This window comes from Bordetella muralis, from assembly GCF_054781015.1.
Map to the genome: position 1 here is coordinate 657,514 of NZ_BAAGVF010000006.1, position 18,748 is coordinate 676,261.

General features: G+C 60.1%; 18 protein-coding genes. 5 read left to right on the plus strand and 13 right to left on the minus strand.

The genetic code is table 11. The features are described 5' to 3' along the window. Positions 1-126: 126 nt before the first annotated feature. A complete protein-coding gene (locus ACYVIT_RS14050) occupies positions 127-552 on the minus strand; it encodes a universal stress protein (protein WP_415805174.1) in 426 nt (141 codons plus the stop codon). 106 nt (positions 553-658) lie between these two features. Further along, positions 659-1,651 carry a DNA-binding protein gene (locus ACYVIT_RS14055; protein WP_415805175.1) on the minus strand — a complete coding sequence of 331 codons (993 nt, stop codon included), beginning with the start codon at positions 1,649-1,651 and terminating at the stop codon, positions 659-661. Positions 1,652-1,922: 271 nt separating this feature from the next. Here ACYVIT_RS14055 and ACYVIT_RS14060 point away from each other — a divergent pair, with 271 nt between their 5' ends. After that, a complete protein-coding gene (locus tag ACYVIT_RS14060) occupies positions 1,923-2,963 on the plus strand; it encodes a site-specific integrase (RefSeq protein ID WP_415805277.1) in 1,041 nt (346 codons plus the stop codon). 54 nt (positions 2,964-3,017) lie between these two features. On the opposite strand, the gene ACYVIT_RS14065 is transcribed toward ACYVIT_RS14060, so the two are convergent. The 6 genes from ACYVIT_RS14065 to ACYVIT_RS14090 all read right to left on the minus strand — a co-directional run bounded on the left by ACYVIT_RS14065 (position 3,018) and on the right by ACYVIT_RS14090 (position 10,352). Beyond that, positions 3,018-3,593 carry an aromatic-ring-hydroxylating dioxygenase subunit beta gene (locus ACYVIT_RS14065; RefSeq protein WP_415805176.1) on the minus strand — a complete coding sequence of 192 codons (576 nt, stop codon included), beginning with the start codon at positions 3,591-3,593 and terminating at the stop codon, positions 3,018-3,020. After that, a complete protein-coding gene (locus tag ACYVIT_RS14070) occupies positions 3,590-4,903 on the minus strand; it encodes an aromatic ring-hydroxylating dioxygenase subunit alpha (RefSeq protein ID WP_415805177.1) in 1,314 nt (437 codons plus the stop codon). Before ACYVIT_RS14070 ends, ACYVIT_RS14065 begins: the two co-directional genes overlap by 4 nt. Positions 4,904-5,025: 122 nt before the next feature. Further along, on the minus strand, positions 5,026-6,969 hold the full coding sequence (locus ACYVIT_RS14075) for a dipeptide ABC transporter ATP-binding protein (RefSeq protein WP_415805178.1): 1,944 nt from the start codon (positions 6,967-6,969) through the stop codon (positions 5,026-5,028). Positions 6,970-6,973: 4 nt separating this feature from the next. Further along, positions 6,974-7,870, minus strand: a complete 897-nt coding sequence (locus ACYVIT_RS14080) for an ABC transporter permease (protein WP_415805179.1) — start codon at positions 7,868-7,870, stop codon at positions 6,974-6,976. After that, complete coding sequence (locus tag ACYVIT_RS14085) at positions 7,870-8,886, minus strand: ABC transporter permease (RefSeq protein ID WP_415805180.1); 1,017 nt, start codon at positions 8,884-8,886, stop codon at positions 7,870-7,872. The genes ACYVIT_RS14080 and ACYVIT_RS14085 overlap by 1 nt, the downstream gene beginning before the upstream one ends. After that, the gene (locus ACYVIT_RS14090; protein WP_415805181.1) at positions 8,886-10,352 is read right to left on the minus strand and encodes an ABC transporter substrate-binding protein; all 1,467 of its coding nucleotides are present in this window, start codon (positions 10,350-10,352) and stop codon (positions 8,886-8,888) included. The genes ACYVIT_RS14085 and ACYVIT_RS14090 overlap by 1 nt, the downstream gene beginning before the upstream one ends. A gap of 255 nt (positions 10,353-10,607) precedes the next feature. On the opposite strand from ACYVIT_RS14090, the gene ACYVIT_RS14095 reads away from it, so the two are divergent. Both ACYVIT_RS14095 and ACYVIT_RS14100 read left to right on the plus strand, forming a co-directional pair. Continuing rightward, positions 10,608-11,105: a V4R domain-containing protein gene (locus ACYVIT_RS14095; RefSeq protein WP_415805182.1), complete on the plus strand. Its 498-nt coding sequence runs from the start codon at positions 10,608-10,610 to the stop codon at positions 11,103-11,105. Positions 11,106-11,176: 71 nt separating this feature from the next. Then, positions 11,177-11,860, plus strand: a complete 684-nt coding sequence (locus tag ACYVIT_RS14100) for a GntR family transcriptional regulator (RefSeq protein WP_415805183.1) — start codon at positions 11,177-11,179, stop codon at positions 11,858-11,860. Here the strand turns inward: ACYVIT_RS14100 and ACYVIT_RS14105 are convergent. Beyond that, positions 11,843-12,796, minus strand: coding sequence for a LysR family transcriptional regulator (locus ACYVIT_RS14105; RefSeq protein ID WP_415805184.1), 954 nt, complete (start codon positions 12,794-12,796; stop codon positions 11,843-11,845). The two genes, ACYVIT_RS14100 and ACYVIT_RS14105, sit on opposite strands and share 18 nt — an antisense overlap. Positions 12,797-12,906: 110 nt before the next feature. Here ACYVIT_RS14105 and ACYVIT_RS14110 point away from each other — a divergent pair, with 110 nt between their 5' ends. Both ACYVIT_RS14110 and ACYVIT_RS14115 read left to right on the plus strand, forming a co-directional pair. Further along, positions 12,907-14,133, plus strand: coding sequence for an MFS transporter (locus ACYVIT_RS14110; RefSeq protein WP_415805185.1), 1,227 nt, complete (start codon positions 12,907-12,909; stop codon positions 14,131-14,133). Between the two features lie 130 nt (positions 14,134-14,263). Further along, the gene (locus tag ACYVIT_RS14115) at positions 14,264-14,767 is read left to right on the plus strand and encodes a YciE/YciF ferroxidase family protein (protein ID WP_415805186.1); all 504 of its coding nucleotides are present in this window, start codon (positions 14,264-14,266) and stop codon (positions 14,765-14,767) included. A gap of 165 nt (positions 14,768-14,932) precedes the next feature. Here ACYVIT_RS14115 and ACYVIT_RS14120 read toward each other — a convergent pair whose 3' ends face one another. The 4 genes from ACYVIT_RS14120 to ACYVIT_RS14135 all read right to left on the minus strand — a co-directional run bounded on the left by ACYVIT_RS14120 (position 14,933) and on the right by ACYVIT_RS14135 (position 18,677). Beyond that, positions 14,933-15,262 (minus strand): glycine zipper domain-containing protein, encoded by a 330-nt coding sequence (locus tag ACYVIT_RS14120; RefSeq protein WP_415805187.1) that lies wholly within the window; start codon positions 15,260-15,262, stop codon positions 14,933-14,935. Positions 15,263-15,362: 100 nt separating this feature from the next. Continuing rightward, a complete protein-coding gene (locus ACYVIT_RS14125) occupies positions 15,363-17,132 on the minus strand; it encodes a thiamine pyrophosphate-requiring protein (protein WP_415805188.1) in 1,770 nt (589 codons plus the stop codon). 91 nt (positions 17,133-17,223) lie between these two features. Continuing rightward, positions 17,224-18,048, minus strand: coding sequence for an IclR family transcriptional regulator (locus ACYVIT_RS14130; RefSeq protein ID WP_415805189.1), 825 nt, complete (start codon positions 18,046-18,048; stop codon positions 17,224-17,226). Further along, positions 18,045-18,677 carry a flavin reductase family protein gene (locus ACYVIT_RS14135; protein ID WP_415805190.1) on the minus strand — a complete coding sequence of 211 codons (633 nt, stop codon included), beginning with the start codon at positions 18,675-18,677 and terminating at the stop codon, positions 18,045-18,047. The genes ACYVIT_RS14130 and ACYVIT_RS14135 overlap by 4 nt, the downstream gene beginning before the upstream one ends. Between the last annotated feature and the right edge of the window lie 71 nt (positions 18,678-18,748).

The following is an 18,748-nucleotide window of genomic DNA, read 5'->3' on the forward strand; positions in this document are numbered from 1 at the left end:
AGACGTCCTTTGCTGACAGAAAGCTGAATGATAATGGAAATCCGGCATTCTGGCACGCCGCCCCGAGGCTCCCTGGCCCGGCGAGCTCCGGCTCGGAGACTTCACCGGAAGCCTTGCTCTGATGGACTATTTCACCAGAGTCACAGGCACGTCTGCGAGATGAATGACTTTGTTGGCCACCGAGCCGAGCAAAATGCCTGGCAGCGCGCTCAGGCCGCGAGTGCCCATCACGATCTGGCCGCATTGCTGTGCGCGGGCGTAGTCGACGATGGTCTGTGCGGAATGACCCGCCTGGATCGCAGTGACAAATTTCACGCCGCTGTTTTCGGCAACTTTTCGGGCGACAGCCAGCGCCTTTTCGCCCTCTTCTTTGTAGTAGTCCTGGACAACGTTCTTGTCCAGGAACATCTTGGCGTGGCCGGACAACACGGGTAAAGGCGCATTTAGCAAATGCAACTCAGCATCGCCGTGCTGTCCCGCCATGGCGATGGCTGCCTGCAGAGCGCGCAACGCGGATTCTGAGCCGTCTATAGGAACGAGTATCTTGAACATGATCTGCTCCATGGAAAAGGTTGAATGAACGCGACCATTCCAGGATATCAGATCGGATATGTAAGGTATTGATCCACATCAACAATTGCAATTACTCTGCGCGCAGTTACGTTTTTGGTCTGCGTGCCCGGGTGGCAGGCTGTCGTGCAATCATCTGCTGGGTCAAGGCTGCAATCTGTGAGTCTTTCACCGTGATCTGGGCGCGCAGCTCTTGCAGCCGGCTTTCCAGGTCAGCCTGCCTTTGCAGTAGTCCTGCTTGAGCCAGCCGGGCACTTTCTCGATCCGTCTCCAGTTGCACATTCAAGCGCGCATGTTCGGCTTGGACTGCAGCCAGTGCCTCTTTCAGCTTCTGGGCTTCTTGTCTCGCGCCGGCGGCCGCCTCAGCCTGTTGTGCATTGTCACGGGCTGCGGATTTACGCTGTGCGCTCAGCTCGTCCCTGGCTTTTTTCAATGCCTGCCGCTGCTCGTCAATTTCGCTCAACCAGCGACCCTCGTGTGTAGCGTGCCGGGCCTCGGCGGCGGCCAATGCTTCCTGATGCGACGTCTGAGCCTGGTGCAATGCCTGCTGCAGCGCAGCGATCTGCTCCCGCGTACGGACCAGTTCCGCATCGAGCGCCTTGGATGCCTGTGTGGCTTCGTTGACTTGCTGTTCGGCAGCCTGCAGACGGGTCTCGGCGGCAGACGCCTGAGCGTACGCGGCTTGAGCGCTGGCTTGTAAATCCGCTTCACGGGTCTGCAGCCTCTCCCGGATCTGCTGTAACGCCGTATGGTCTATCTGAAGCGCCTCTTTTGCTTTTGCCAGCTCTGCACGCTCGCGGGTCGAGACGGCGGACCATTCATCCCGGGCAGCAGCCAACGCGGTCTCCCATACGTGATTGACGGCGCGCGTGACGGCATCGGGCACCCCATTCATTCCACTGTGGCCTGCCCCTAAGCGTTCCCCCAATCCGCGAAACCAGGTCTTCAAATGCGGTCCGACCGTATTCGGCGAACCGCGCCCTAGATGCAGGCGCACCCGCTCGATTGTCGGCTGTTCGCCCGACTGCAGCAGTGCATCTGCCGCTGCCCAGACGTCTGCCTCTTGAACGCCTATCGCCATGATGATTCTCTGAATGTCCGAATGCGGCCAGCTTGGCGCCGGCGTGGGGTTGTGGCAAATTAGAGCGGATAATTAATAGTTATCCGATCTAAAAAGCTAATTCTGTATTATTTAATACGTACTACATATTATTTATAACATATCTCATGATCTGGCGAGAAATTCAGTGAAAAACGACCGATTTAATCCCTCGCAAGCCGTCGTGCCACGCGCTCAGGATGCCGGGCCACTGCAGGACAGTCTCGGCGCCAGCGAGGCATCGATTCAATCGTTGCTGCGTGAAGGCAGTTCGGAAAACACCCTCGCCGCCTATCGATCGGCCATTCAATACTGGGCGGCGTGGCATCAATTGCGCCTGGGGTCGCCCTTTCTGTTGCCCCTGCCGGTCAATACGGTGATGCAATTCATCGCCGATCACGTTGAACACGTCACGAATCAGGGGTTGGCGTACGACTTGCCTGCAGAGGTGGACGCGGCGCTGGTAGCCGCCAAGGTCAAACGCAAGGTGGGACCTTTCAAGCTCGCGACGGTCCGCCATCGTCTCGCGGTGCTGTCGGAGGCCCACGAAACGCAGGATCTGCCCAACCCCTGCCGCAGCCGGGCCGTACAGACCTTGCTGGAACGCGTACGCAGCGCCTATGCGAAACGCGGCGAACGCCCGGCGCGCAAAGACGCCTTGACCAAAGAGCCGCTGGAACAGCTCCTGGCGACCTGCGACGACTCGTTGATCGGGTTGCGTGATCGCGCCCTGCTGCTGTTTGCGTGGGCCAGTGGCGGTCGCCGCCGCTCGGAAGTCATGCGCGCCACGATGGAAAACACCCGGCGCGTTCCCGAGGGATTTCTTTACACGTTGGGGTATTCCAAGACCAACCAGGACGGCGTCGAGCGTGCCGACAGCCACAAACCTGTCGTGGGGCGCGCAGCGGCGGCATTAGAGGCGTGGCTGACCGCCGCAGCCATTACATCCGGACCTTTGTTTCGCCGTGTCCGGCGCGGGGGCGTGATCGGCGAGGGGTTGGGCGCCGAAGCCGTGCGCAAGATCGTGCAGGCGCGTGCAGCGCTGGCCGGCCTGTCGGGAGACTACGCCGCCCACAGCCTGCGGTCAGGCTTCGTTACCGAGGCTGGCCGACAGGGACTGCCGCTCGGGGAGACCATGGCCATGACGGGGCATGCGAGCGTCGCCAGTGTGGTGAGCTATCACCGGGCCGGGGCGGCGCTCTCTGCCAAAGCGGGACGCCTGCTGGAGCGGGACTCTGACATCAACGAGGCCCCGGTCCTCGATCCGGCAGCAGACTCAATCGGCCACGATTGACCTAGGCGTCGCCTGCAACAACAACTGATGAGCGACGATTGATCTCGGCGCCATCTACAACAACAACTGTATCGCCGGCAAACTCGCATCGGCGTTGAGCAACACGACTTTCTTTTGCTGTATTCGCCATGCTCCTGACTGCCTCACCAGCGTGTGATATGCCGTCGCTGCCAGCACGCGTTGTGTATCGCCTTGCGTTTCCACATACATGAACGGCGTACGCGTGTAAAAAGTGCCGGACGATTCGTCGGCACCGATGACCGCGGGGGCCTGCAACACCCGCAGCCCTCGCACTGCCGGATGCAGCGAATGGGCGCGCGGGTTGGCATATCGCTGCACGCGCAGACGCAAGAGCAATAGGTCTTCGTACAACAAGGCAGGCGACTCGTCTGGCGGCGCAGAGTCTATCGCGCCGTCATCGCCGTCGGGAGATAACGGCATCCAATACAAACCGTCATGCGCGAACAAGGACAGCCACGCCTCGTACTGCCGCGTATCGAGCAACATCGCCTCGTGATACACAAATTGCGTCAATGCGGTATGCAAGGCTGCAGTTTCCTGTGTTGTTGGCGCAATGATCGGATTCACAATGCCCCCACCGTCAGCACCATCAGCAATAACCCGGCTCATGACGCATCCTCCATCAGTCCCAGCCACCCTCGGTGCTGATTGCGAATCACCAGCTCGTTGTTCCCGCTATCGAGCGATATGGCGCCTGCCTCGATCTCTCCGTCCCGATAGCCGCGGTGCAGGCTCAGCCATTCGTTACCCGCGCATTGCAGCCCCTGCTGCTGGCTTTCAAACAGGTGCACATCATCATGTGCAACGACCGACATGGGCGAAAACACCAGCCGCGCATAGGATGCGGCGCGTTGACGCAATCGGGCCGGCGCGTTCTTGGGGGCAAAGGCCCACACTTCGATCATCGTTTCATCCACCGATAACGGACGGATCACGCGCAACACCATCGGCGAGGCTTTCGCAGCGAGGCTGGGATAAAGCACGGTGTTCTGCGGCGAGAAACTGAGGATGCGTTCGGCCTCGTCCTTGCCGTAGCGGGATTCGAGCGAAGCCTGATAATCCGGCAACGGCGCATAACCCGTATGGATGCTGAACTTCGTACCCAGCACGCTGTGGCCATGCGGAAGCACGCGAGCGCCCATTTCCGAATAGAAACTGTAGCCGGCGCCAAATGGCAGCAATTGCTCCATCGCCAAAACGGTATCGCTGTCCTCAGGCAGGTGTTCGCTGACATGCTTGGCCGCGCTGGCTGCGGACTCGTGCGTGGAGATCGGGTGCACGGTATCGTTCACGTTCTCCAGATAGAGCTTCCAGTTGCAGCGAATGATATTGCGCAGCGGTTTGCCCAATACCTCTACCCCGCCCTCCGGCGCACGGGCGATGATGTTGTCCAGCGTGGCCAGCGCCTCGCCAAAATAGGACTCGAAATCAGGGCCTTCTTCGCTGAGGCGTACGAACACAAAGCCCTGGTAATTCATCGTCGCGCCGGGACTGGACAACCCTTTTCCCGAGGGGCAGCTGGATAGCTGCGTGCCCTCGTAGTCGTTTTTCAGGGGAACCGACAACAACGAACCATCGAGCTTATAGGTCCAGGCATGATAAGGACAACGGAGAAATTTTCCGCAATTTCCCTGACGCTCGTGCACCAGCTGGCTGCCCTTGTGTGCACACCGGTTCATCAACGAGACGACCTCCGTGGCGCTTTTGCGCAGCATGATCAGCGACTGCCCGACGATATCGATGGTGGCGTAATCGCCGACGTTCGGTATCTGGCTCTCGTGTCCCAGATAAACCCAGGCGCGTTTCCACAGGCGCTCGACTTCTGCTCGATAGAGATCGGGATCCACATACAGGTCCCGATGGACACGATCCGGCTCGATCAGGGATCGCAGCGGTGTTGTGGATGAGAACTCACGCATCGGTTGCTCCGAATAGCCCGGGTATTTGTGCCGGGAACAGAAAAGAATCCAGCCACGAGGCTGTATAACTAGTTGATAAATGTTGGCAACGGGGCGGCGGCACGGCTCCAGAACAACCGCGCCTAGGCAGCAGCACGCTGTACGGCAGGCGTTGCGTGCAAGGCACCGTCTGCATCCTGGACCGCAGGCCTCCACGCGTCAGCAGCCGAGTCTGGCGGAACGGCCGCGATCAGCGCACGGGTATAGGCGTGGCTAGGCTGCTCGAACACCTGATCGGTCGGCCCCTGCTCGACGATGCGGCCTTTGTGCAGCACCAGCACGCGCGTACAGAGATACCGCACCACGGCCAGATCGTGGGATACGAACACCAGCGCAATCCCTAGTTCTTGCTTGAGTCGCAGCAAGAGATTCAGGATCAAGGCCTGCACCGAGACATCCAGGCCGGATACGATTTCGTCGGCCACGATCATCCGTGGTGTCACACACAAGGCGCGTGCGATATTGACACGCTGTTTCTGACCGCCGGACAGCTGCGAGGGCAAACGATCCGCCGCCTCGGGAGGCAAACCCACTGAGGCCAGCAACTGTTGTGCGATCTGGTTGCGGTCATGGGACGCAGCGCCTGCGCGCAGACGGGCTTGGCGGCTGACCTCCAGGATCTGCGTGACCAGCGAGCCGACGCGACGCCGGGGATTCAATGCCGAATCGGGATTCTGAAAAACCAATTGCACATCGCGCGGATCTGCCAGGGGGATGCTCGTCCCGAGCCGCCTGTTGCCGCTGACAGAACCCGGGTATTCAATCTGCCCCGCTGTCGGCGCCACCATGCCTGCCATCAAACGCGCCAAGCTGGTTTTGCCGCTGCCGCTTTCGCCGACAATGCCGAGAAACTCGCCTTGTTCTACGTGGGCATTCAACGGTTCCAGTATCTGGATGGACCGGTTGGCCCGGAACAAGCGCGCGGCTCCTGGATAGCTGAGCGCCACCTCGCGCAATTGCACAACGGGTGAGCGGCTGCCTGGCGGTGGGCCATTACGTAGTGCCGCGAGAGCATCAGTGCCATTGGTTTCGTTCACCGGCCAGGCGGGAATATGGTCCAGGCACCGGGCAGCACGTCCCTCATCTCGTGATGACAAGGCAGGATGATGCGTGGCGCACCCGTCCTGACGTATCGGGCAACGCGAGGCAAAACGGCAGCCTTGTATCCGCGCAAAATCTTTCAGTCCGGGCATAAAATCCGGCAGGGCCTGCAGCAGCCGGGTGGATTTCCCCATGCCTGGCGCCGACTCTTTCAGACTGCGCGTATACGGATGCAATGGCGCATCCAGCACCTGCCGCGCCGCCCCCAGCTCTACAACCTCGCCCGCATACAGCACCGCAATCGAATCACACACATGCGCGGCCAAGCGCAAATCGTGCGTCACCAATACCACCGCCGTCTTGTGGCGCCGCTGCTGTTCGGCCAACACCTGCATGATCTGCGCCTGCGTAATGACATCCAACGCCGTGGTGGGTTCGTCGGCAAAGATCAATGCAGGGTCGCCGCAGAATGCCATTGCAATCAGGATGCGCTGACATTGGCCGCCCGACATCTGATGCGGATAACGTGCCAGCATGCTTTTCGCATCGCTCAATCCGACCTCGGCCAGCCGCGAGCTGGCATAGCTTTCCCGTTGCGCAGCGGGGATCCCCACATGGCGCAGATGCTCGAAAAGCTGTTGGCGCACCGTCAATGCAGGATTCAGCCCCGACAGCGGTTCCTGCGGAATAAAAGCAATTTGACGCCCCAGCAGTTCGCGGCGCTGAGCGGGCTTGATCTGATTGAGATCCTGCCCCTTGAATGTGAGCGTCCCCTGGCTGATACGAAAACCCGGGGGAATGGTGCCGGCGACCATGCGCCCGATCATGCTTTTCCCCGCGCCGGATTCCCCGACCAGCCCCAGCATCTGCCCCTCTGGGACACTGAGCGTGATATCGCGCAGCACATCGGCAGGCGCGGTATTGCCGGCATTGTCCAGCGCAACGTCCACGGTCAAGGTCAAATGGCTCAATTGCAATAAGGACATGGGCTTAATTCCTCGCACGCTGACGCGGATCCAGGGCGCGCCGCAGGCCGTCGCTGAGCAGATTGAATCCGAAGACGGTCAATACGATGCCGACTACCGGCGCAATCAATGTCCAGATGGCCTCCTGCATCGTGCTGCGCGCATCGGCAATCATGACGCCCCAGGCGACCACATCGGCAGGCACAGACAGACCGACAAAGCTCAAGATCGCTTCGACGATGATGGCGATACCGATCTGCAGGCTGAACAAGGTCAGAATCAGCGGAACGAGTCCCGGCAGCATTTCCCGCACAATCACGCGTAGATGGCCAAATCCCATCAACCGTGCAGCGGTGACGTAGTCATTGCGGCGGATTTTCAAGGCCTCGGCGCGCACGACCCGGCAAAACCGCGTCCAGTCCACCAGAATGATCGAGAGGATGACGTTCCCGACTCCGGTCCCCAAGCCCACCATCAAGATCAAGGACAGGACAACAGGCGGAAAGGACATCCATAGATCGACCAGATAGCCAATGGCGCGATCGACACGGCCACCGAAATACGCGGCAATCAGCGCCAGCACGCAGCCGGCCAGCATGGCGCCGGTAGCGGCGCACAATCCCACCCATAGTGCGATGCGGGTGCCGAAAATCAATCTCGACAATACGCAGCGCCCCAGACTGTCGGTACCCAACGGGAACTGCGCCATGCCGTCGGCCGCCCAGGCCGGGGGTAGCAACGGTGACAACAGATCTTGTTCCAGCGGATCATTGGGCGCAATGTAAGGCGCAAATATGGCGATCAGCACCAGTATCAGCACGATTGCCCCGCCGATGGCGGCCTTGGGCGAGGCACGCATTGCAGCCTTTAGCGGAGACAAACCCGTGCGCCATGGGCGCGTAGAGATAGGCAACGTCGACATCAGCTCGTTCTCAGTCGGGGATCAATGACGGCATACAGGCAATCAACGCTGGCGTTGATCAACAGAATGACGGCGCAGAACACCAGCGAAACGCCCTGGATCAAGGGCAGATCATGATTGCGAACGGCCTGCACCATCATGTTGCCCAGTCCGGGGAATGAAAAAATCATCTCGATCAGCAAGGTGCCGCCGAACAGAAAACCAAACTGCACACCAATGAGTGTCAACGTAGGCAGGAAAGCGTTACGCAACATGTGGTGCAAGATCACACGCCATTCTGGCTGGCCACGCAGACGCGCAACGGTGACGTACTGTTCATGGCTGACCTCCAGCAGACTGGCGCGCAATACGCGCACAATCAGCGGACTGAAACCCAGCGCCAATGCGGTAGCCGGCAAAATCAGATGCGACAAGGCGTCCAGCCAATTTCCAAATTGACCACGCAGCAGAAAGTCAACGAGTACAAATCCCGTCGGCCCCGCAGCGACGACATCAGAGCTGAAACGCCCTGAAAACGGCAGCACCGGCCAGTACACGCCGAACCCCAGCATCAAAAAAATGCCCCACAGAAAGCCCGGGATCGAGATCAACAGCACCAGCCCAGCGTCAGCCACCAGTTCACCGCGACGATCGTGCAGCACATACAACAACAGTCCACCCGGCACGCTGATCAGTAACGCCAGGAACAGCGCCACAAACGACAGCTCCAACGTGGCGGGCACAGTGTGTGCGATGAGCTGCGTAACAGGAACTCCGGAACTGATAGACCGGCCCAGATCGCCCTGCAATACGTGCCCCAGCCAAATGCCATACTGCACCAGCAACGATCGATCCAATCCCATCGTGTGGCGTAGCGCCTCGACCTCGGCATTCGTCGCATTTGGCGGCAACATCATACCCAGCGGATCGGCCGGCAGCAGACGCAACACGACAAACACGACGATCGACAAGGCCAGCATGGTGGGCACCGCCACCATGAGCCGGCGCATGAAATGGGACACCAACGCAGCCAGCATCACTTGCTCCAGCGGTATTCGGCGGGCAGGATGTAGGCAGTCTGGTAAACCTTGACGTCGAGGTTTTTCTTGTAGGCGATCGTTGCCACCGACTGCAGCAACGGCAGGCTCCAGGCATGTTCGGTGGACTCTCGTGCCAGGGCTTGATAGCCCTCGAAACGCTTGGCGGGATCGCTCAGGGCGGCCAGATCGTCAATCGTCTTGGCCAGCGCAGGCTCTTTCCAGGTAGAGAAACGCAGGCGCGGATCGAGGATTTTTCCCGCGAAAATCTCGGGGTCTCCCGTCGCATTGGCCCAGCTATACAGCATGACACCGGGCACTTTGGACGAATGGCTCAGCTCCAGATATTTCGCCAGCGTGATTTCCTGCAAGTCGGCTTGCACACCGATCTGCGACCACATTTGCACGATGGCCCGGGCCATTTCGTAGTCGCTCGGAAAGGCGTTGTTCGTCGAGAGGAATTGGATTTTCAGGGGCTTGTCTGGGCCGTAGCCCGCACGGGCGAGTTCTTCTTGAGCAGCCTTCTTGTCGAATTTGAACTCGTAACCCGGCACGTCGCCTGGCGATCCCGGGGTGGCCAATACCGAGATGGGCTTGGCCACGTTGCCGTAAAACGCCTTGGAAATAGCTTGTTTATTGATCGCCATGTGCAGCGCGCGACGGACATGTTCGTTCTGAAACGCCTCCACGTAGCTAGGCATCTGCAGAATGAAAATCTCGCTATAGGGATAGATCTTGGCAGTGAGGTCGGCATTTTTTGCCAAACGGTTCACTTCGCGCAACGGGATCTGCACCGACACATCTGCCCTGCCCGATTCCAGCATGGCCACGCGCGCCGACGCGTCCGGCACAAATTCGAACACCACACGCTTGATGGCGGGCTTGGGCCCCCAATACTTGTCATAGGCCTCGAGAATCACACGAGACCCACGTTCGTAGCGCACGATCTTGTACGGGCCGGCGCCAATGGGATTCGCCTGAAAACCGTCCTCGCCTACGCGCTCGATGTAGGCCTTGGGCAGGATATACGAGGTGAGGAACCCGAGGTAACTCGGCGCGGTAGGCGTCGGCGTCGTAAAGACCATCGTGGCCTCGGTCGGGCTGGCGATCTCGATGTCTTTCAATGAACCAAAGAACCCATTGATCGCGAGCTTTTTATCTTTCTTGGGTCGATCAAAAAAACTGTATTTGAAGTCCTCGGTCGTGAGCTTGCTGCCGTCATGAAAGGTCACATCGTCCCGCAGTTCAATCGTCAGCCGCGTGTTCTTGTCGTCGGCCCATTTCCAGCTCTTGACCAATGAGGGCTGCAGTTTCAGATCGCCATCGATGAACAGCGGCGAATCAAACACTGCCTTGTAAACCGACTGCCCCGCGGGAAACGTCACCGCCGTCGGATCCCAGGACGGCACGTCAACGGGATAGACGATTTTCAATTCTTCGGTCGCGGGCGCCTGGGCGTGGGCCATGCCTGCCGCAAGGCTGGCACAGGCGATGAACAAACACGATGCCAGAGACCTGGCAGACGCTCTTACCAACCTCGCGATACTCATACGGCCTCCGATGCCGGAATGATTTCGGGAGCCCCAATCTGGGCATGGAAAAGAATATATTGTTTTTGATTTAAGCACGATTAGTTGAGCTTTAAACTAATTATTTACCCTAACTTCATCTACTTATAGCCAATATAAGAGTATATTTTTAGAACAAACCGAGGTGCGACGATGGGACAATTACACGAACGATTGAAATGGGACACTGCATCCGGGCAGATCCTGGACGCCGATCGCCGCTACATCATGATGCGGGCAGATGTGCTGATGGGTCTGTTCACCGCCCTGCCCGCCGCCGACCGGCAACGCGCCCTCGAGAGCCTGCGTTCGTCGGTCCGGGACCAAGGCGGCGCGTCGGCGCGTGCTTATCGGGCCAGCGGCGCTGGCGACACTGATGCCTTCTTGCAAGTCATGGCAGAATCGGCTGCAGATCTAGGCTGGGGCGTCTGGCGTTTTGACGGGTCACCGGCAGGGACGCTGATTTTGACTGTGCACAATAGCCCGTTTGCCAGCGCCGCCGGATCGAACGAGGCTCCGGTCTGCCATGCCATTGCGGGTATGCTCGAGGCCGTGACCGCCCTCGTGTTTGGCACACCCGCAGACGTGCACGAAACACAATGTGCATGCATGGGGACGGCGTATTGCGTCTTTCAGGCACAGGTCGATTAACAACCTCTCCAGTCTGCTGCCTTTTGCGCTTTCCTGAAGGGGTTTGGCCTGATGTAAAAATGACGGTGGACATGACGACAACAACACATAGCAAAACCACGCGCAAACCCAATTTGCGCGAACGCGTCTACGGCATCGTGCGAGAACGCATCCAGATGGGACAGATCCGCCTGGAAGACCGTCTCGTTGACCATGACATCGCTTGCGAGCTGCACGTTTCGCGCATGCCGGTGCGCGAAGCCCTCATGCAATTGACCAATGAGGGCCTGCTCGAGGGCACCGCACGCGGATTTGTGCTGCGCCGTTATACGCTCGCACAAATGAACGAGATCTTTGAGATCCGCACATTGCTCGAACCACCGGCTGCTGCCTCGGCATCGCTGCATGCTCAGCCCAAAGGCCTGGCTGAAATGGGCGCGTCGTTGGAAAAGGCGCAACACGCCCACGAGACCGGAGACATCGACGAGTTCATGCGAGACAACGCGCGTTTTCGATGGGCCTGGCTGATCATGGTGCCCAATCGCCAATTAGCCGACGCCATCTCGCGCTATATCGACCACGTCCAGGTCGTGCGGCTGATGACCATGGACGACTCCGACGTGCGCGATCTCATTCTCGATGGCATGCAAGGACTGTATCAAGCATTCCTGTCCGGCGATGCGGAATTGGTGCGCACTCGCATGCTGACCCATGCCAGGGCCGCGGCGGCTTGCTATTACAACGCCTACCAATTGCGCTTAGAGCGCGGCGGCTGACAGAGCGGTTGCTTGCGATGCCTGCAGCTCTGCGGGCAGGTGTTCTTTCATGATGTCGATAAACCGGCGCAGCCTGACAGGCTGCAAACGCGACGGCGCATAAATCAGATACACGGGCAGCGGCTCGGCCGTCCATTCCGGCACGAGGTGAACGAGATGCCCCGCAACCAGATCCGGTGCCAACGCCCAGGACGAGGCTGCCCCTGCCCCCAACCCCAGCCGCATAGCCTTTGCCACCGCATACAGACCGTCCGTGGACAGCCGCGGTGTGATTTCCACCCGGACGCGCTCGCCCGTTCGGCGGTGAACCAACGTTATGTCTTCCCGGTAGAACGTATGCAACGCCACCCACGGCAGATCCGTCAGGTCGCTGGGGTGTTCGGGTACGGCACGCCCTTGCAATAACGCCGGCGCGCACGCGACCAGGCGTGGGACTTCCCCCAGCCTGATAGCGACCAGCGACGGATCCAGCACATGCCCTACCCGAATCGCGCAATCGATATTCTCGCCAATGAAGTCGGGCAAGCGATCGTGCAATAGCCATTCGACCCGCATGTCGGGATAGCGCCGCAGATAATCGGCCAACGGCTCGATGAACTGGTCTTGACCAAATGCGTGCGGCGCCACGACGCGCAACGTGCCGGCGGGTTGCTGGCTCGCGCCATGCACATCGCCTTCCAGCGTCTGCCAGGATTTCAGGAGTTCCAGCGCACGCTCGTAACAGCGCTGCCCTTCCTCGGTCAATCCCATCGCATGCGTGGAACGCTGGATCAACCGTACGCCAAAGGCCCGTTCGAGTGCCTGCAGACGGCGGCTCACGGTGGGTTGCGTCGCCCCCAATTGCGCTGCTGCCGCAGACAAGCTGCCTGCCTCGACGATACGGACGAAGGTTTCCAGCAATTGGAAACGGTCCGCCCCGAAAATGGATTCTCTCATACGTCTATCGTATAACCGTTCTGCATTTTATGCGACTACCAATACGTACCACGCAAGTCCAGAATACCGCCATGCCCTTCGAATCGGGTTATTCACACGGGAAAATCATCATGTCGGCTACCAGCCCTTCCTTTTCTTCTCCTGGCCAATCGGGCCTGTCGAGCAGTCGCGTGCTGTTGCTCGCGGCGGGCTCAGGGCTCGCTGTCGCCTCTCTGTATTACAACCAGCCTATGCTGGGAATCCTGGGGAACGACTTTGGCGCGGACGATGCCGCGCTGGGTTGGATCCCCGCCCTGACGCAATTGGGCTATGCGGTGGGTATCCTGTTATTGGCCCCGCTGGGCGACCGCTATGATCGCAAGCGCATCATGCTGGGCAAGGTCGCGGCGTTGGCCCTGGCGCTGTTGCTCGCGGGATTGGCCCCAGGCATGGGGACCTTGTTAGCGGCCAGTTTCGCCGTCGGCCTGACGGCCACGCTGGCTCAGGACATCGTTCCGGCCGCGGCCGCCCTGGCCCCGGCCGAACATCGGGGCCGTATCGTCGGTTCAGTGATGACAGGGCTGCTCTTGGGTATCTTGCTGTCGCGGGTGGTCAGCGGGCTGGTTGCCGAGCAGTTCGGCTGGCGCGTCATGTTCATGGCGGCAGCCGTCGCCATCGTCGCATTGGGCGCCGCGCTATCGCGGGGTCTACCGAGCTTTGCGCCGACGACCACCCTGCCCTACGGCGCCTTGTTGGGTTCGCTCGGCGCGTTGTGGCGGCAGTATGGCGAGCTGCGCCGCGCAGTGTTGGCACAGGGTTTATTGTCGTTGGCCTTCAGCGCGTTCTGGTCGACGCTGGCCGTCATGTTGCATGCCGCGCCTTTTCATCTCGGCGCAGGAGCGGCAGGCGCGTTCGGCCTGGCAGGAGCCGCCGGCGCTTTAGCCGCGCCATTGGCAGGACGCGCTGCGGACCGGCACGGCCCGGCCGTCGTGAGCCGCCGAGGGGCCCTGTTAACCGCGGTTTCCTTTGCGCTGATGGCCGTTGTTCCGATGTTGCCTACGCAAGCAGCATTGCTGTTGATCGCGGTGAGCACGATCGGTTTTGATCTGGGCATTCAGATGTCATTGATTGCGCATCAAAGTCTGGTCTATAGCCTGGATCCCGCTGCACGCAGCCGATTGAACGCCGTATTGATGGTCGGTATGTTCATCGGCATGGCAGCTGGCGGAGCGCTGGGCAGCGTGGCCCTCGCCCATTATGGTTGGACCGGGGTTGTCGTATTGGCGACGGTTGCCTCGTTGGGAGCGCTGGCGTTGAGACTGAAACGGGCGGGCGCCTTGGCTCCTGCACAAGCGTGATCGCCGAGCCGGTCCGATAGCGGCGATGCCACGACGCCCATGCGCCGTGGCCCCGGGGGTCAGGGAACAGAACTTGCGGTATGCGGTGATGTGCCGCGATCTTGCGCCACATCACCGCTAGGAGAAATTCATGGCTGAGAAAACCCTGCAAGACTTGTTCGTGCATGAGCTATCCGATATCTACAATGCCGAAAAGCAGCTCACCAAAGCCCTGCCCAAACTGGCCCGCGCGGCCGAGGATCCCGACCTCGCCAAGGCCTTTACCAGTCACCTCGAAGAAACCCAAGGCCAGGTCGAGCGTATCGACCAGATTGTCGAGGTCCTGGGCATACGCCTCAAACGCATCAAATGCGCGGCGATGGAGGGTCTGGTCGAAGAAGGCAAAGACATCATTGAGGAACTGAAAAAAGGCCCGGTCCTGGATGCGGCCCTGATTGGCGCTGCGCAGAAAGTCGAACACTACGAGATCGCCAGCTACGGCACGCTATGCACCTTTGCCGACCAGTTGGGACACAAAGAAGCGGTGAAGCTCCTGAAAGAGACATTAGCCGAAGAAAAAGGCGCCGACGAGAAACTCAATACTCTGGCGCTGCGCCGCGCCAATGAAAAAGCCGCACAAAAAAGTGCAGCTTGAATGAGGCCGGACAATTCGACACGTCACTAAGAATCATCGATGGGACCCGGTGCATCCGGGTCCCATCGGTTTTCGGTTTCGTCGAGCCGGCGTCGGGTTCGGCTCGTAGTTGCTACTGACTACTCAAGTTCTCGCGCACGTGCTCAAGCCGAATACGTGTTCGCCTTACCGCCGCGTAGACTTCGACATCAAACACGCTGTGATGACCGCACCAACGACGGCTGCCACCGCAATGGATTCCCACGCATGGCGATGCGCGCAACGGTCGGCCGCTCGGGAAAAATGACGTATTCCGGCGCCCGCGGCATCCTGCCAATCTGACGCACGCGAGCTGGCTGCATCCCATTGGCGTTTCAAACGATCGCGTCCGGCCTCGACGTCCGCGCCACCAAATGCTGCGGTACGGCGCAGCAGCTCTTCGGTGCCGTGCACCAATCTGCTCAGGGCGCCACTGTCATGATCGAGGGTGTCGTCACTGTGATGCTGCTTATGCATATCGCCTCCTATTCCATCTGTGCACGCGCAGAATGCCGTGCCTGGCTTTATCCGCCGCAAGTCCCGTGCCGCGAATTTGCTCTCGCGCGGCACCTGCGGCTCAGCCTGCCCACCACTGTTTCAACGTGGCTCGCAACGCAGCGCCACCCGCCGGATCTTTTCGCAATGCCTGCATATACGCGCCAAACTGTTTGGCGGTAATGTGCGGCGGCATCGGCGGCACCTCGGGATCTGTCATGAGCTCCAGCACCACAGGCCGGTCTGCAGCAAAGGCGCGATCCAGCGCCGACGGGACGTCCTCGCTATCCGTCACCCGAATGCCCTCCAATCCCACGAGCTTGCCATACTCCGCATACGAGAACGGCGGCAATCGCTGCGAGTCGCGGAACCGCGGGTCGCCGCCCATGATCCGTTGCTCCCACGTAACCAGGTTCAGATCGCCGTTGTTGAGCACCAGTACGACGAAACGGGGATCTTCCCAATCGCGCCAACGATCGGCAACGGTAATCAGGGTATTGATGCCGTTCATCTGCATGGCCCCATCGCCGACCAGCGCGACAACGGGGCGTCTGGGCCAAGCCAGCTTACCCGACAACGCATAAGGCACCGCGCACCCCATGGTCGCCAAGCCGCCCGATATTGACGCCAGCATGCCGGGACGGACGTCGACATCACGCGCATACCAATTCGCCGCCGACCCCGAATCACATGTCACGATACTGTCATCAGGCAAGCGTTTCGACAGTTCCAGAAACGGCAATTGCGGGTTGATCAATTGACCTCGCGTCTGCGCTCGGGCAGTCACGACCTCGCGCCAGCGCGCGACTTCTTTCTCGATATCGTGACGCCAGTCCAGATCGGTTTTTTGCTCCAGCAACGGCAAGAGCGCGGCCAGGGTTTGTTTCGCATCCCCCGCCAGGCCGACCTCGATCGGATAACGCAGGCCTAGCGCACGCCCGTCGCGGTCAATCTGCACGCCAGCCGCCTGCCCTTCTGGCGGTAAAAATTCCGTGTAGGGAAAAGTTGTACCGACCATCAGCAAGGTATCGCAATCCTGCATCAGCCTCCAGCTGGGCACGGTGCCCAGCAGCCCGATACTGCCGGTGACATAGGGCAAGCGGTCCGAGAGCACCGCTTTGCCCAGCAGGGCCTTGGCCACGCCTGCACCGAGCCGTTCGGCGACCTGGGCGAGCTCATCCGATGCTCCCAACGCCCCGGCGCCTGCCAGGATCGCCACCTTGCGTCCGCGGTTCAATACGGACGCGGCATTGTGCAAGGCGTCCTCGCCTGGCACGTGCGAATGCGACACCGCCCCGATACCCGTATGCATCATGCCGTGCTGTTGCGGGGGATTCGGTACCGCCGGCAGATCCTGCACATCATTCGGAATCACGATGCAGGTGACCGCACGCCGCTCCAACGCGATCCGCATGGCGCGATCGACCAGATGACGCGCCTGTTCGGCTGTGCTCATCACTTGTATGAAATCGCGCGCCACGTCTTTGAACAAGGCCGCCAGATCGACTTCCTGCTGAAAGTCCCCGCCCAGACTCGATCGCGCCTGCTGGCCCACAATGGCGACAACGGGCTGGTGATCCAGTTTGGCGTCATATAAGCCATTAAGCAAATGAATAGCCCCTGGGCCCGATGTTGCCAGGCATACGCCGATCTGCCCGGTGAATTTGGCATGGGCGCACGCCATGAAGGCGGCCTCTTCCTCGTGGCGCGACTGGATGAAACGCATGGTCTGTCCCTCGCGCCCAAATGCGCCGATCAGACCATTGATGCCATCGCCCGGGTAACCGAACACGCGCTCGATGCCCCACTCTGCCAATCGCGCCAGCACAAAATCCGCTACTGTCTTTGCCATGCTTGCCCCCAATAACGCGTGAATGCGAAATAGCCTGGGCGGCGCAAGTTACATGCCTGGCGTGGCGGTCAGGGGCGAACTCGATGCGGGATCAGACTGAGCGTGATCGCTGTCCCTCGAGGTGCCTATCGGAAACGCGTGCTTGGCGCGCAGCAATAGCCGCCGCTGCTTGGCGCATGCGCTCCACCACCAGAGGAAAGCGCTGTTCAGCCAGCCGTTCAGCCATCGCCGTCACGGTGACGGCACCCAAGGCCTGGCCGTCTGTGCCGGCGATGGGAACGGCTACCGCGCTTGTGCCCGGCATCAACCCGGCTGGTTTATGCGCCAGGCCGCCCAGCGCACGCGCCTGTTCGACACTGGCGAGAACGTCATGGACGCGTTCGCCCTGCAGCTCCAGACGCGTCGCATTCTGCTGCACCAAAGACACGCTTTCCTCGGGCGCCAGGCAAGCCAGCAGCGCCACCCCGGAAACTCCCAGTCCCAAAGGACGCCGCGCGCCTACCTCGATGGACAGCACCTGAATAGGGTGATGTCCTGTATGGCGTCCAATACAGATCGAATCGTGCCCATGCCGGATGCTCAGGAACACGGTATCGCCCACTTCATCAGCGAGCTCCCGCAGATAGGGATCCGCCACCGTCAACAACGGGAACCGCCGCGTCCGTGCCAATCCCAGCAAACCGATTTCCGGTCCAATCAGATAACGCCGCGTATCAGAGTCCTGCTCAACAGCGCCTTCCTGGATCAGCGTCTTGAGCAAGCGATGCACCGTTGGCCGGTTCAATCCGGACATGCGCACCAGGTCAATCAACCTGACGCCACGTTCCTGGCCACACGCGACCAGACGCAAGATGCTTAATGCGCGGCGCACTGTCTGCGCACCGCCTGTTGAGTCTTCCGTCAAGGTTGTACTCATGTGGCATTTCTCTCAATCACCGTCTTGGCTGTCTGGCGTATCGCACGTTTAGTCACGATGGGGCCCAGCGACGCATAGTTCGGCCCACCGATACGGCAGATCGGCCGCAATTGCGTGGTGTCGATCTTGCCGTCCTGCAGCAACCCATCGCGGATATGGAACACCAACACTTCACCTACGTAGAACTCGGCTCCGGTGTCGCCATAGGGTGTTGCGCTATGGAATCGGCACTCCAGGCTGACAGGCGCCTCGGCAATACGCGGTGTCGCAATGGCCTCGCCAGGCAGGACCGACAAGCCTAGCAGCGCCGCCTCGCTCACCTCTGGCGGATGTTCCTCGGCGCTCATATGAATGGCGTCAAGCAGCGTCTCGTCGCCGATATTCACCACAAAATGGCCATGGGCAACGATGTTGTTGGCGGTGTCCTTTCGTGCGCCGGCCTTGCGCCCGATGTTCACGCCTATCATGGGCGGCGTGTTGGACACGAAGGTATAGCAACTGAAAGGCGCCAGATTGACGTGCCCATAGGCATTCAGGCTGCTGATCCACGCGATCGGTCGCGGAACCACGATGCCGCTCATGAGCCGATAAATCTGTTCGGGGTTGAGATCCGTGGCGGAAATGCGCATAAGACGCCTCTTTTTCAGTCCGTATGTTGAACTATAAATTCCCGATATTCTCCCTGGTTTGAAGATCGTGT

Bases quoted from the DNA above. Each gene is read 5' to 3' on its own strand.
- ACYVIT_RS14070 (WP_415805177.1), bottom strand. From the start codon at position 4,903: ATGCGTGAGTTCTCATCCACAACACCGCTGCGATCCCTGATCGAGCCG.
- ACYVIT_RS14065 (WP_415805176.1), bottom strand. From the start codon at position 3,593: ATGAGCCGGGTTATTGCTGATGGTGCTGACGGTGGGGGCATTGTGAAT.
- ACYVIT_RS14050 (WP_415805174.1), bottom strand. From the start codon at position 552: ATGTTCAAGATACTCGTTCCTATAGACGGCTCAGAATCCGCGTTGCGC.
- ACYVIT_RS14055 (WP_415805175.1), bottom strand. From the start codon at position 1,651: ATGGCGATAGGCGTTCAAGAGGCAGACGTCTGGGCAGCGGCAGATGCA.
- ACYVIT_RS14080 (WP_415805179.1), bottom strand. From the start codon at position 7,870: ATGTCGACGTTGCCTATCTCTACGCGCCCATGGCGCACGGGTTTGTCT.
- ACYVIT_RS14090 (WP_415805181.1), bottom strand. From the start codon at position 10,352: ATGGCCCACGCCCAGGCGCCCGCGACCGAAGAATTGAAAATCGTCTAT.
- ACYVIT_RS14135 (WP_415805190.1), bottom strand. From the start codon at position 18,677: ATGCGCATTTCCGCCACGGATCTCAACCCCGAACAGATTTATCGGCTC.
- ACYVIT_RS14100 (WP_415805183.1), top strand. From the start codon at position 11,177: ATGACGACAACAACACATAGCAAAACCACGCGCAAACCCAATTTGCGC.
- ACYVIT_RS14075 (WP_415805178.1), bottom strand. From the start codon at position 6,969: ATGTCCTTATTGCAATTGAGCCATTTGACCTTGACCGTGGACGTTGCG.
- ACYVIT_RS14110 (WP_415805185.1), top strand. From the start codon at position 12,907: ATGTCGGCTACCAGCCCTTCCTTTTCTTCTCCTGGCCAATCGGGCCTG.
- ACYVIT_RS14095 (WP_415805182.1), top strand. From the start codon at position 10,608: ATGGGACAATTACACGAACGATTGAAATGGGACACTGCATCCGGGCAG.
- ACYVIT_RS14115 (WP_415805186.1), top strand. From the start codon at position 14,264: ATGGCTGAGAAAACCCTGCAAGACTTGTTCGTGCATGAGCTATCCGAT.
- ACYVIT_RS14085 (WP_415805180.1), bottom strand. From the start codon at position 8,886: ATGCTGGCTGCGTTGGTGTCCCATTTCATGCGCCGGCTCATGGTGGCG.
- ACYVIT_RS14125 (WP_415805188.1), bottom strand. From the start codon at position 17,132: ATGGCAAAGACAGTAGCGGATTTTGTGCTGGCGCGATTGGCAGAGTGG.
- ACYVIT_RS14130 (WP_415805189.1), bottom strand. From the start codon at position 18,048: ATGAGTACAACCTTGACGGAAGACTCAACAGGCGGTGCGCAGACAGTG.
- ACYVIT_RS14120 (WP_415805187.1), bottom strand. From the start codon at position 15,262: ATGCATAAGCAGCATCACAGTGACGACACCCTCGATCATGACAGTGGC.
- ACYVIT_RS14105 (WP_415805184.1), bottom strand. From the start codon at position 12,796: ATGAGAGAATCCATTTTCGGGGCGGACCGTTTCCAATTGCTGGAAACC.